Here is an 11,868-nt window from a genome sequence, read left to right as displayed (position 1 = left end):
CTTTAGTATACCGAATAGGACGAGCGGATGGTATACTCAGGTGAGAAAAGGTGGAAAGCAGGAGGGAATGTCATGAGCACGATTGCGAAAGCATTGACGATAGCGGGTTCAGATAGCGGTGGGGGAGCTGGGATTCAGGCAGATCTGAAAACCTTTCATCAACTCGGTGTGTACGGAATGAGTGCGATCACAGCAATCACTGCACAAAATACATTGGGCGTAGCAGGCGTTTATCCGTTGCCGACAGCGGCGGTTGCCCAGCAAATGCATGAGGTGCTGCGTGATCTTGGCGCGGACGCGGCGAAAACGGGAATGCTGTTTAACGCTGATATCATTCGTGCTGTTGCAGAAGAGGTCAAAGCATTTGGCCTGAAAAAGCTGGTAGTAGACCCGGTGATGATTGCCAAGGGAGGGTCAAAACTACTGTTGGATGAGGCGATCGTTGCATTGAAAAAAGAGTTGTTGCCTCTCGCAGAAGTCGTCACACCCAACTTGCCGGAAGCAGAATGCTTGACTGGCATGAGAATCGAGACGACTGATGAGATGCGCGAAGGGGCAAAAGCGATACATGCGTTAGGAGCCCGCAATGTCCTGATGAAGGGTGGACATATGCAGGGGGACATTGTCGTGGACATTTTGTTCGATGGCACGGCATTCCATGAATTGTCCCATGAGCGTATCCATACACGTCATACGCACGGCACAGGCTGTACGTTTTCAGCGGCTCTTACAGCAGAGTTAGCCAAAAATACACCGCTCATCACTGCGGTTGAAAAAGCAAATCGCTTTATCTTCGAAGCAATTAAGACAGCTCCGCAATTGGGTGGCGGGCATGGGCCGACCAACCACTGGGCGGTTGTAGACTAAGGTTATCACATGAAGAATGCCCCACAGCGATGCCGTACAAGCAATCGCTGATGGGGCATTTATTATTTGACTTCAATAGAAAAAGTGCCTTGAAGTCGTTCAGGATAGCTGGACAGTAGAAAGGAATAGGAAGTAGGTGTACCTTTGTTTGTTTTTCGTTTGAATAGCATGGAATAGTTTTGAATGGATTCATCTTTCGTTGCAGATGAAGAGCTTCCTTGCACGTATTCATATTCATTTCCTAGGTCATCCGTCATGTTATACCCAAGAGAGATATGAGAGTGATTATCTTGAGGCGGCACCTTCAAAGAGAAGTCCATGCCTACCACATCATCGACTTGACGCAGCGCCGTTAGTTTCAGGCGATCATTCGGGACTTTTGTGAGTGTACCTGTCTTCGCATCAATCACGATTTGTAATTGATCTTTGTCCAAAGCACGGATGCCATCTGTTTTTAGGTAGAGTTTTTCGGGTTCCACAAAATAGATGCTTTCCAGATGGTATATCTTTCCGTTTTCTCCGTTGTCACGAACAGGAACGCCATTCCCCCAAAAAGCAAACGTTTGCCCTTTTTCATCCTCAAGTCTTAGCTTATCGAAGTCAAAGACATGTTTTTTATTGGCTGGGTCAAATCGGATACTTACTTCTGTTTGTGTAGGAAAGACAGCAATTTGTTCAATCGTAAACCGCTGTCCGTCAACCGTGACTTCCTTCGTCACCGGATACACTTTTTTCTCAAAAGTCTTGTACTTGCTTTTGTCGACCACAAAGTCAATTGATAGGGGATTATCTTGTTTGATATGATCGATTTCCAACGAGACTTTCGCTGCCATGAAATCAGGTATTTCGGTAGCTTCGTTGATGATAATATCAATGCGGTTTCGGATCACAGGGTCTTCGCTGCCCATGCCGGACCAGGAAACACCGTGCTCCCACTCCTTTCCTGATTGATCAAACAACTCGATTTTATGAAGTGCTACTTCTTTATCGGGAAGATCATTCTTCAGTGTATAGAAGAGGAGCATCCGTTTTTCATCTGCCAATACCTGATCGATCGTAAAAGTGACACCGTCAAGTGAACCACTGGCGCCAATATTTTGGACAAGATTGTGTTCGGCTGCCTTTTGCAAGCCTTTGTCATCCCGAAGGAAATCCACGATCTTTTCCATTCCAGGAATCGAGCTGACATAAGCGGCAACAGCGGGTGAAAGGCGAACGGAAAAAATAAACACAAAAATGAACAAGCAAGCAACGAGACTAGAACCAACGCGTATCCACCGATTGCGGCTCCGATTTTGACGCAGCTCTTTTGCTTGTTCCATCCCTCTTCGAATGTATTGATCAATCTCAGCGGGAACTATGAATGGACTCGCATTCTTTTTTTCATTATCACGCATAAAGCTCACCAGCCTTTCCCGAGATCTTTGCGGAGTGCACCTAAAGCCTTGTGTAGCCATGTTTTGATAGTGCCTTCCGGATGACCGAGTACTTCTGCAATATCGCGTATCGTTCGATCTTCAAAATATTTCAAAATAATAATGTGACGATAGTTCGGACTGAGACGAGCAAGAGCCTCTTCGATTTGAATACGCTCGACATTTTGGTCGTCCATAGGAATACTTGCCCGACTTTCGACGTCATCTACCATGGGGTCCAAGATGATCCGTTTTCGGCGCTTTTGTTCATCCAGACAAATATGAATAAGGATGCGCGTCAGCCAAGTACGAAAATACGCAGGCTGTTTTAATCGTGCCAGCTTGAGATAGGAACGGCACGTCGCTTCCTGAATGGCTTCCAATGCATCTGTCTCATTACGAAGAAAGGCGTAGGCGATTTTATACAGTTGTTCTTTATGAAGGCTGACGAGTTGAAAAAAGGCATCATCATCCCCATTTTTTGCGCGTGAAACGAGCTGTTCCAGATTCACTTTTTCCCCCTCCTATACCATTAGACGGCTCAGAGGCAAAAACGGTTTTCCTAAAATGCCAGTAACTCTCTTTTGTTTTGAACCAATCACCCGTCCACTGCTTACTGTAAAAGAAAGAAGTGTGTAAGGATGGGGTGCAGGTGCATGTGGATCAAATGGGTTACGATTCATGAATCGTATGGCCTCCCGCGGATTGCTCAGGAATGTCGGCGTTATTTAGAAATGAAAGGAATTCGGGTCAGACTTTTGTCCAGACAGACCAAAAAAGCAGGACATGTCTATACACTGCAAGTACCGCTAGCTCAACAGGAGCAAGCAAAGGCACTGCTACGCGACTTTAAGAACACCCTGAAATGACGGGCACAGCCATACTTCCCCTTACGTCCAGTCGAAAGGCACGGGCATACTAGGTGAAGGGGGGATGATGGCTATGGGAACGACCCTTTTGGAAAGATCGGAAAAGACGGAGCAGAAAGGTAGCAAGCTGTTTGTTCCGGATTATATTTTCGTCGAGCCACATGCATTGAATTATCCACTTGGTCAAGAGCTGTATCGTCGTTTTCAAAAGGAAGGAATTCCGATGCAGATGACGACCAGCCATAATCAGGTCCGTGGCATCCCTGGGGATACAGAAGTGGAGAAGTATCGCAATGCGAAGCGGACGTTGGTCATTGGTGTACGCAAAACATTGAAGTTCGAGACTTCCAAGCCTTCCGCAGAATATGCCATTCCATTGGCTACGGGATGTGCTGCCCACTGTCACTATTGCTATTTGAACACAAACATCGGGACTAAGCCGTACGTGCGGGTATACGTCAATACAGATGAGATTCTTGCGCAAGCCGAGAAGTATATCCAAGAACGCCCGGGTGAGATTACGCGTTTTGAGGCAGCTTGTACATCCGATCCGGTTAGCATTGAGCATCTTACGGGCAATCTGAAACGAGCGATTGAGTTTATGGGCCAGCAGGAGTTTGGGCGGTTGCGCTTCGTGACCAAGTTTCACCACGTGGATTCCTTGCTGGATGCCAAGCACAACAAGCATACCCGATTTCGCTTCAGCATGAATGCCGACTATGTCATCAAAAATTTCGAGCCAGGCACATCCAGCTTTCATCAGCGACTGGAGGCAGCAGGGAAGGTAGCCAAGGCTGGTTATCCGCTCGGCTTTATTTTAGCGCCTTTGTATTGGTTTGACGGATGGGAAGCGGGGTATACCGATTTGCTGGAAAGGCTGCGTTCGCAGTTGGTTCCAGAAGCGATGGAGGACTTGACGTTCGAACTGATCCAGCACCGTTTTACCAAGATTGCGAAAAGCTTGATCCTCCAGCGCTACCCGAAAACGAAGCTGGAGATGAAGGAAGAAGAGCGCAAGTACAAATGGGGCAAATACGGGAAAGGGAAGTATGTCTATCCCGATATCCAAGCAAAGGCTTTGCAGGCACATTTGGAAAGCGAAATTGCCCGACTGTTTCCACAGGCTCGTGTTGAATATTTTACGTAAGAACTAGACTGCTCTTTCTGAAGAGCAGTTTTTCTTAATAAAAAACAAGTACCAAACGATACCAAACGACACGATGCGAATGTTTTCGACAAACGCTTACATACGTGCTAGAATATGGGGTGCTCTCATTTTCTTGAAAGGAATCGAAGCATACATGAAGTCCATATTGATTACCGTTGAGGGACCTATTGGTATTGGGAAAACCTCTTTATCGCGGGAACTAAGCCGTGCATGCAACTTGCAACTACTGGAAGAGATCGTCTACGAAAACCCGTTCCTGGGTAAATTTTATGAAAATATTGCCGAATGGAGCTTTCAACTCGAGATGTTTTTCCTCTGCAATCGTTACAAGCAGTTGCAGGATATTCATTCAAAGTTCCTGAATCAAGGTATTTCCGTTGTTTCTGATTACAATATTTTCAAAAATACGATTTTTGCCAAACGGACGTTACAAGGAGATAACCTGCCAAAGTACCTCAAAATTTATGATATCCTTACAGAGGATTTGCCTCAGGCCCATTTGGTGATCTACATGACAGCTTCGATTGAGACCGTGATGAAGCGGATTGCGATGCGCGATCGCGAAATGGAGCGCAGCATGGATGTCACCTATATGGAGAACCTGATTGCTGATTACAACGAGTTTATGGAAGCATTTGAAAAGCATCATCAGGATACGCCTGTCATCAAATTCGATTGTGACGATTTGGATTTCGTACATAGACCAGAAGATTTGAAGGTTGTACTGGATCGAATTGCACCACGGATTCAAGAGTTGATGGGACAAAAAGGTTAGGGAACAAAGGAAAAGTAAGCATGGGGATAAGGAGTTGCGAACATGTCTAGGTTTCAAAACAGCACGCTTCGTGAAAAATACGGGATACCGAACAACGCAGTGATTACGATCGGAGGGACAGTAGGGGTAGGAAAATCCACCTTTACACATGCCTTGGCAGATCAGCTCGGATTTCGTGTGTCGGTAGAAAAGGTTGACAATAACCCGTATTTGGGCCGTTACTATAACGATTTATCGCGCTGGGGCTTCCATTTGCAAATTTTCTTTTTGGCAGAACGCTTTAAGGAACAAAAACGGATGTTTGATTATGGTGGCGGTTTTGTCCAAGATCGCTCCATCTATGAGGATACCGGGATTTTTGCCCGTATGCTGTACGAGCAAGGCAACATGACAGAAGAAGATTACCGCACTTATACAGAACTTTTTGAAGCGATGGTCATGACGCCTTACTTCCCGCATCCGGATATTTTGATCTATTTAGAGGGAAGCTTTGATGATATTATTGGCCGCGTAAAAGAGCGCGGGCGTCCGATGGAGCAACAAACGCCGGTGGATTACTGGCAGGATTTGTTTGGCCGCTATGATAGCTGGATTGCCTCCTTTACTTCCTGTCCGATTTTGCGGGTCAATATCAACGAATACGATGTTGTGGATGACCCATCTTCGGTAGAGAGCATTATTGCTCGGGCTGCTGAAAAAATTCGGCTTGGACGAGCTACCCGCTTTTCATCATAAAAACCCTTTACAATAACAGAGCACCCCTGCATTTTGCCGGTAAGAGGCTAAAGTAGGGGTGCTTTGCTTTTATTTGGTGCGATATCCTTCCAAGAGAAGGGTCATTGCTGCTGAAATGTCCTCAAGGGATTTCTCATGATCAGGCGTCTCCGAAATCCAGAGCACCGCTTCATTCATCGCACCAGACAGCAAATGCGTCAGAGCATCGATCGAAACGGGACGTAGGTACCCTTGCTCCTGCATCGCTTGAAGCTGCTCCCTGAGATGGCGCATGGAGTTTTCCTCGTCCATTCGACGCCACGTTTCCCACCCAATGACAGAAGGGCCATCGATAAGCAAAATCCGCTTGTTTCGATGTTCAACAGCCGAGGAGACAAAGGCCAAGCAACCCAAGATCAATTGTTGCCAAGGATCCTCACTTTTCGCAGCTTCTGCTTCTACGCGCGCTCCGATTTCTTGTTGGACAGAAGCCAGTACTGCCTCAAATAATCCTTCTTTGCTCCCAAAGTTATGGTACAGTGCGCCACGGGTCACCCCGGCTTGTTTCACGATGTCTTCCATGGCGGCATCCGCATAGCCTTGCCAGGAGAACATCTCTCTTGCCACTTCGATCAGTTTTTGCATCGTCTGCTGTTTTTGCTCTGCTTTGGACAACTTCATACTGTACGATCTCCTTACTTATTTCACGCCAGATTATACAGGGTCAACATAACTTTCAGCAAATGCTTCAGAAGGCGGGATTACTTTTATGATATCAAGTAAAATGCCGTTTGGATCGGATGTAATAAAATGCCGCTGACCGAATTCCTCGTCTCTAATGTCGAGATGGAGGGGAAGACCTGCTTTTACAATAAGTCTCTCGTATTCAGCGTCAACATCATCGACTTCGAAATTAAGGATAAGACCACCATCAACTGGCTTTCGGAATCCCTGTGGAATCGTGCTGTGTGAAGGATCTAAGATGGCTAGCTCAAATGACGGAGTGCTGCTCTGATTTTGCAGGCTCACATACCAATCTGCTTCAAAAACAATTTCAAATCCAAAGTGTTCTCGATAAAACTTCGCGCTAGCCTCTATTTGTTCTGTCAAGATGACAGGATAAAAGCTGTTCACTTTCATTATGGATCTCTCCCTCACGATTGGATGAGGTTAATTTAACATACATACAGTATGTATGTAAAGTGCTTTCTATATTTTTCAACAAAGCTTTCGTACACTTTGCCGCATGCAAATCGGCAACGGATAAACCCCGCTGTGGTATAATAAGAACATCTTGGAATTAAAGGGGCTCAGACATGGCAGAAGAATGGTTTGAACGCAGCTTTCGCGAAGATTATGTGCTTGTGTATCGTCATAGGGACGATTCGGCAGCAGATGGAGAGATCGCTAATCTGTTGGAAAGATTGCCGGTAAAGGACACAGGACGCGTACTAGATCTTTGCTGCGGGAGCGGGCGTCATTCGCGTGCGCTGGCTCGCCGGGGCTATGAAGTAGTTGGTGTGGATTTGTCGCCTGTTCTCTTACAGTTGGCTGAGGAACAAAACACCTATCCACAGCTAAGTTTTGCCCGCTGTGACATGCGCGACATTCCGTTTCACGATGAATTTGATATCGTGGTGAATTTGTTTACCAGCTTTGGTTATTTCTCCTCCGATGAAGAAAATGCTAACGTTATTCGTAACATGGCACAAGCACTCAAAACAAAAGGTGAAGTAGTCATCGATTTCTTAAATGCAGCGTACGTCATCGATAATCTCGTGCCGCACTCTACGAAGGAAGTCAGTGGGATGCTGATTAAAGAAGAACGCTGGATTCAGGATGGTTTTGTGAAAAAGCGGATACTGATTTCCGATGAATCGTCGAACGAACCGCGTGAGTATATGGAACAGGTTCGCTTGTTTTCTGCCGAGCAAATGATCTCGATGCTTACAGAGGCGGGATTCGAAAAAATTCAAGTATTTGGAAATTACCAATTTGAAGAATATGTGGCACATGAATCACCACGTATGATTTTTTATGCCGTGAAGCAATAGGGTGCGGATAACCTGTACGTCTCGTGAATATGATGGTGTAACAACCATTCATCGGGTAAAAGGGGGCATTGCTAAAATGAGCAAGCTGTCTTTGGAACAGGTCAAATTGTATCTGAGCAAGGTACCTGGCTGGAAGCTGGTAGAAGACCGAATGGCACTATCACGCACGTACCACTGTCGTGACTTTTCCACTGCGGTCAGTTTCGTCAACCGTGTGGCAGAGATGCTTGAGCATGACAATCAGCACGTGGAAATTCATTTGGCAGGTGGAACGGTCACGTTTACGTTAGCCACCCGCGAGGCAAAAGGTTTAACTGGCAAAGATTTTGCGTTAGCCCAGACCATTAGCAAGGTAAGCTAACTGGCAGAAGAGAAATAACCGCTTCCCACAGCGAAGCGGTATTTCTTTTTGGCTTTTTAAGAGCTACTTTGTTATGATGGGCAGTATGAACCATTTCGGAGGGATTACAAGATGGACATTCAACAACACGAGCAATTGATTCAACTGTTAGCAGAGTATAAAAATCAAAAGGTTACCGTGACTTTTACCCAATGGGATACCGATAGTGAAGAAGAGGAAGAGGTAACACAATTTCAGGCTCAGCTCCTCGAAACCAAGCTGACTGACAATGAATTTGAAGAAAAAGATCTCCTCCTCGTGTTTACGACAGCAGAGGGTGAAGAAATGGAAATTCTGATGGAGATTCCGGGTGATGAAGTAGATTTGGCTAGCTATGAGGAAGGCCATTTGCGCATTTTTGGAACAGAAGCGGAGATTGTTTTGCAAAAATGAAAACGAAGCGAGCTTTTCGTTATGTAGGCACGCCCGATCCCATGTCTGATAAAGAGGCGTACCACTGCGAAAAATATATAAAGAAAAACAAACATTCCTTGGTGAGAGCGGGACAATATTTGGTTGATGTTACAGCCCTCCAGGCCTTGTTTCACTTGGACTGTTGGAATTGCAGGACAGTTCATCGCGAGACCTGCTGTGAGGGTGGACAACCTTACGCGGTAGAAGAGTGGCAGATTCCAATCATGGAGGGGGAAATCCCCTCTATCTCTGCTGGACTCCAGGATGAATCTGAACGCAATCATTGGCTTGCGCATGGGGTTTGGGATCGCAATGAGCCTCCAGGAACCATTCGCATGCGACATGGCAATTGTCTTTTTTATCAAGAAAACAATGGGCGTTACGGCTGTGCGATTCATGCTTATGCCGAGCAGGCTGGTCGTGAAGTAGAGCCTCTCAAGCCATTTAGCTGTCAACTGTATCCAATCGATTTGATTGAGACAGGGGAAGGGATTCTGCTAACGGCGGTTACCATCGAAACGTCTTCCTTTTCCAGATGGGGTACAGATTATTTGGAGCAGTTTTACTGTGCCAGTCCGGCCCGCCGAAAGCTTGCCACGCATATAGATGACAAGCTGTTTGCTTTAGACGGCTATCGCCCAGCCTATGAGTGGAATCTCCCTTTGTTACGTTACATTTTGCAAGAACATGCAGAGAGAATAGAAGGCATGCTTGCGAGCAGCTATCAATTGGAACGTTGAATGCCTTGTGATATGATGATGTATACATCAAGTAGATTGATAAAGGAGCAACAGCAATGAACGTCAAGACAACTCAAGAATCTCGTACAATTCAGGCATCACTGGTTCAGCCATCTGATACAAATTACCATGGGACTATTTTTGGTGGTACGATGATGGCTTATATAGATGAGGTAGCTGCAATCGCTGCGATGCGACATTCGCGTCGCCCTGTTGTGACAGCATCGATTGACTCGATTGACTTTCTTGCTCCCGTCAAAATGGGACATTCTATCTGCCTGGAAGCATTTGTTTCCTCAACAGGCAGAACGTCTATGGAGGTTTTCGTAAAAGTCATCTCGGAAAATCTCCAGACTGGCAAGCGTATTTTGACCGCGACATCTTTTCTCACCTTTGTTGCCTTAGATGAGGAAGGGAATCCGACTGATGTACCAGCTATTTCCCCTGAAACAGAGGAAGAAGAGCGATTGATGGCCACTGCGGATGAGCGTAAGAAAATGCGCAAGGAACGAAAAGGGAATCTGCAAGATTTTGTGAGCCAATTGAACATCGAGAAAAGCATATAATTTTTTTAGTCTACACCCTGAGCGAACATTCGTTCAGGGGATTCTCGTTTATCCATGATGAGGAGGAATCGGGCAATGAAGTACCGTAGATTAGGAAAAACAGACCTGAACGTATCCGTAATCGGTGTAGGTACCTGGCAATTCGGCGGGGAGTGGGGAATGGATTTCTCGCAAGAAGCTGTTGACCAAATTCTCGACAAAGCAAAGAATCTCGGCATCAACCTGATTGATACAGCGGAATGCTACGGAGATCATCTGTCCGAACAGCTTATCGGAGGATATTTGAAAAAAAGCCACCGGGAAGACTGGATTGTGGCGACGAAATTCGGACATCATTTTCATGACAAATTTTCTCGAACCAATCATTACGGAGCAACTGAAGTTCAGCAGCAATTGGAAAAATCGCTGCAAGCCTTGCAGACCGACTATATTGACTTGTACCAATTCCACTCGGGACCTGACGAGGCTTTTGACAATGATGACTTGTGGACCTACCTCGACAAGCAGGTGCAGGCAGGAACGATCCGTCATATCGGCCTCTCGATTGCGAAAAACGACAACATGCATCAAACATCCGCCGCTACTTCGGTAAATGCAAAAGCAATTCAAGTAGTGTACAATCGCTTGGATCAAAAGCCGGAAGAAGGTGTTTTTGCTTCTTGCCAGCAGCAGGACCTGGGTGTGCTGGCTCGCGTTCCGTTGGCGAGTGGTTATTTGAGCGGAAAGTATAAGCCGGGTTCTGTATTCGGTGGAAACGATGTGCGACACCGACACGATCAGGAGCATGTCAACAAGCTGTTGCTCCAAGTAGAAGAAATCAAGAAAAATGAAGTTCCAGAGGGTATGGATATGGCACAGTGGGCATTGGCGTGGTGCCTTAAGCATCCGGCTGTCACGACCGTGATCCCAGGCAGCAAGAGCCCGGCGCAGGTAGAGGCAAATGCCAAAGCGGCTGACTATGTGAGCGATGAGCATCCACAAGCGACGTCAAAATAAAAAGGATACGTGCCATGACAACTTCCAAAAAAACGGTAAGAACTTGCGCGAATGGTCATTCTTACGTGAAAAGTAGTGATTGTCCGACTTGTCCAATCTGTGAGCAAGAACGCAAACCGGACATAGGATTTCTTTCTCAGCTCTCTGCACCAGCAAGAAGGGCATTGGAACACAATGGAATCACAACTTTAGAACAGCTCGCTAGTTACAGCGAAAAAGAAATCCTGAAATATCATGGGATGGGGCCAGCATCTATGCCGAAGCTTCGGACAGCATTGAAGGAAAAGGGATTGTCATTCAAGAGTGAATGATTGGGCACATAGAATAAAAAAGGAGGAGCCGCGATAGGACAGCGACTTCTCCTTTTGCTTTTAATCCAAAAAGCGGGATCTGATCTGGGGGGTGGGAAGCATGCATTGTTCTGCTTTGCCCATCCACCGATAGCGATTTCTCGCGATCCAATCATAAATCGGATTGCGGACAGGTCTAGGGATGAGCCGAGCTACATTTGACAACAGAGGCCATCCACCTTGAAGCTTGCGGCCGACATGCAAGATCGCATCCGATTTTGTATATAGCTGTCCGTTGGCGATAAAGACCACGGATGACATGTCTTTTTCCTGATAGTTGTAATGAGACAAAATTTCCTGTGCTCTTTGTGACTGCAAGGAAGCAAAGTGAATGTGTCCATGCGAATCACGCTTCAAAATAAACTGCACGGCACCGTGGCACAGATGACAAACCCCATCAAACAGTAACAGGTACTCAGGATGGTCCAGTTCTCTGCCTGCTTTCATGAGACAGCCCTCCATACTTCAAGTGGTTTGGTCTAATTGCTTATCCTTAGCTCCATCATAACAAAGAAAGACAATCGTTCCTATACACAAACG

Annotated in this window: 17 protein-coding genes; 12 read left to right on the top strand and 5 right to left on the bottom strand. The window is 46.2% G+C overall.

Going from position 1 to position 11,868, the window contains the following annotated elements; translation table 11 throughout:
• Positions 1-72: 72 nt before the first annotated feature.
• The gene (gene thiD / locus ASG16_RS23600; RefSeq protein ID WP_056489976.1) at positions 73-867 is read left to right on the top strand and encodes a bifunctional hydroxymethylpyrimidine kinase/phosphomethylpyrimidine kinase; all 795 of its coding nucleotides are present in this window, start codon (positions 73-75) and stop codon (positions 865-867) included.
• A gap of 62 nt (positions 868-929) precedes the next feature.
• Here the strand turns inward: thiD and ASG16_RS23595 are convergent, their stop codons facing one another.
• Together ASG16_RS23595 and ASG16_RS23590 are read right to left on the bottom strand one after the other, a co-directional pair.
• The gene (locus ASG16_RS23595) at positions 930-2,264 is read right to left on the bottom strand and encodes a DUF4179 domain-containing protein (RefSeq protein ID WP_056489980.1); all 1,335 of its coding nucleotides are present in this window, start codon (positions 2,262-2,264) and stop codon (positions 930-932) included.
• A gap of 5 nt (positions 2,265-2,269) precedes the next feature.
• A complete protein-coding gene (locus ASG16_RS23590; RefSeq protein WP_056489983.1) occupies positions 2,270-2,794 on the bottom strand; it encodes a sigma-70 family RNA polymerase sigma factor in 525 nt (174 codons plus the stop codon).
• Between the two features lie 129 nt (positions 2,795-2,923).
• On the opposite strand from ASG16_RS23590, the gene ASG16_RS23585 reads away from it, so the two are divergent.
• From ASG16_RS23585 to ASG16_RS23570, 4 genes are all read left to right on the top strand, one after another.
• Positions 2,924-3,151, top strand: a complete 228-nt coding sequence (locus ASG16_RS23585; RefSeq protein WP_017247807.1) for a hypothetical protein — start codon at positions 2,924-2,926, stop codon at positions 3,149-3,151.
• Between the two features lie 73 nt (positions 3,152-3,224).
• Positions 3,225-4,298, top strand: coding sequence for a spore photoproduct lyase (splB, locus tag ASG16_RS23580; RefSeq protein ID WP_056489986.1), 1,074 nt, complete (start codon positions 3,225-3,227; stop codon positions 4,296-4,298).
• 154 nt (positions 4,299-4,452) lie between these two features.
• Positions 4,453-5,094 (top strand): deoxynucleoside kinase, encoded by a 642-nt coding sequence (locus ASG16_RS23575; protein ID WP_056490129.1) that lies wholly within the window; start codon positions 4,453-4,455, stop codon positions 5,092-5,094.
• Between the two features lie 42 nt (positions 5,095-5,136).
• On the top strand, positions 5,137-5,829 hold the full coding sequence (locus tag ASG16_RS23570; RefSeq protein WP_048032347.1) for a deoxynucleoside kinase: 693 nt from the start codon (positions 5,137-5,139) through the stop codon (positions 5,827-5,829).
• 69 nt (positions 5,830-5,898) lie between these two features.
• Here ASG16_RS23570 and ASG16_RS23565 read toward each other — a convergent pair whose 3' ends face one another.
• The gene (locus tag ASG16_RS23565) at positions 5,899-6,489 is read right to left on the bottom strand and encodes a TetR/AcrR family transcriptional regulator (protein WP_056489988.1); all 591 of its coding nucleotides are present in this window, start codon (positions 6,487-6,489) and stop codon (positions 5,899-5,901) included.
• 33 nt (positions 6,490-6,522) lie between these two features.
• Entirely contained in the window at positions 6,523-6,948 is a 426-nt protein-coding gene (locus ASG16_RS23560) for a VOC family protein (RefSeq protein ID WP_056489990.1), read from the bottom strand.
• A gap of 176 nt (positions 6,949-7,124) precedes the next feature.
• Between ASG16_RS23560 and ASG16_RS23555 the strand changes: the two genes are divergently transcribed.
• The 7 genes from ASG16_RS23555 to ASG16_RS23525 all read left to right on the top strand — a co-directional run bounded on the left by ASG16_RS23555 (position 7,125) and on the right by ASG16_RS23525 (position 11,289).
• Positions 7,125-7,862, top strand: coding sequence for a class I SAM-dependent methyltransferase (locus ASG16_RS23555; protein WP_056489993.1), 738 nt, complete (start codon positions 7,125-7,127; stop codon positions 7,860-7,862).
• A 76-nt stretch (positions 7,863-7,938) separates the two neighbouring features.
• Positions 7,939-8,223 carry a 4a-hydroxytetrahydrobiopterin dehydratase gene (locus tag ASG16_RS23550; protein ID WP_048032351.1) on the top strand — a complete coding sequence of 95 codons (285 nt, stop codon included), beginning with the start codon at positions 7,939-7,941 and terminating at the stop codon, positions 8,221-8,223.
• Between the two features lie 111 nt (positions 8,224-8,334).
• Positions 8,335-8,655 carry a hypothetical protein gene (locus tag ASG16_RS23545; RefSeq protein ID WP_048032352.1) on the top strand — a complete coding sequence of 107 codons (321 nt, stop codon included), beginning with the start codon at positions 8,335-8,337 and terminating at the stop codon, positions 8,653-8,655.
• On the top strand, positions 8,652-9,416 hold the full coding sequence (locus ASG16_RS23540; protein WP_056489994.1) for a DUF3109 family protein: 765 nt from the start codon (positions 8,652-8,654) through the stop codon (positions 9,414-9,416). The genes ASG16_RS23545 and ASG16_RS23540 overlap by 4 nt, the downstream gene beginning before the upstream one ends.
• A 56-nt stretch (positions 9,417-9,472) precedes the next feature.
• Positions 9,473-9,982, top strand: a complete 510-nt coding sequence (locus tag ASG16_RS23535) for an acyl-CoA thioesterase (RefSeq protein ID WP_048032354.1) — start codon at positions 9,473-9,475, stop codon at positions 9,980-9,982.
• A gap of 75 nt (positions 9,983-10,057) precedes the next feature.
• Positions 10,058-10,978 carry an aldo/keto reductase gene (locus tag ASG16_RS23530; RefSeq protein WP_056489996.1) on the top strand — a complete coding sequence of 307 codons (921 nt, stop codon included), beginning with the start codon at positions 10,058-10,060 and terminating at the stop codon, positions 10,976-10,978.
• Positions 10,979-10,992: 14 nt separating this feature from the next.
• Positions 10,993-11,289 carry an RNA polymerase alpha subunit C-terminal domain-containing protein gene (locus tag ASG16_RS23525; protein WP_056489998.1) on the top strand — a complete coding sequence of 99 codons (297 nt, stop codon included), beginning with the start codon at positions 10,993-10,995 and terminating at the stop codon, positions 11,287-11,289.
• Between the two features lie 60 nt (positions 11,290-11,349).
• Here the strand turns inward: ASG16_RS23525 and ASG16_RS23520 are convergent, their stop codons facing one another.
• Positions 11,350-11,790: a thiol-disulfide oxidoreductase DCC family protein gene (locus tag ASG16_RS23520; protein WP_056490000.1), complete on the bottom strand. Its 441-nt coding sequence runs from the start codon at positions 11,788-11,790 to the stop codon at positions 11,350-11,352.
• Between the last annotated feature and the right edge of the window lie 78 nt (positions 11,791-11,868).

The organism is Brevibacillus sp. Leaf182, assembly GCF_001423865.2.
Lineage (GTDB): Bacteria > Bacillota > Bacilli > Brevibacillales > Brevibacillaceae > Brevibacillus > Brevibacillus brevis_C.
This window is presented reverse-complemented; position numbering and strand designations above follow the sequence as displayed.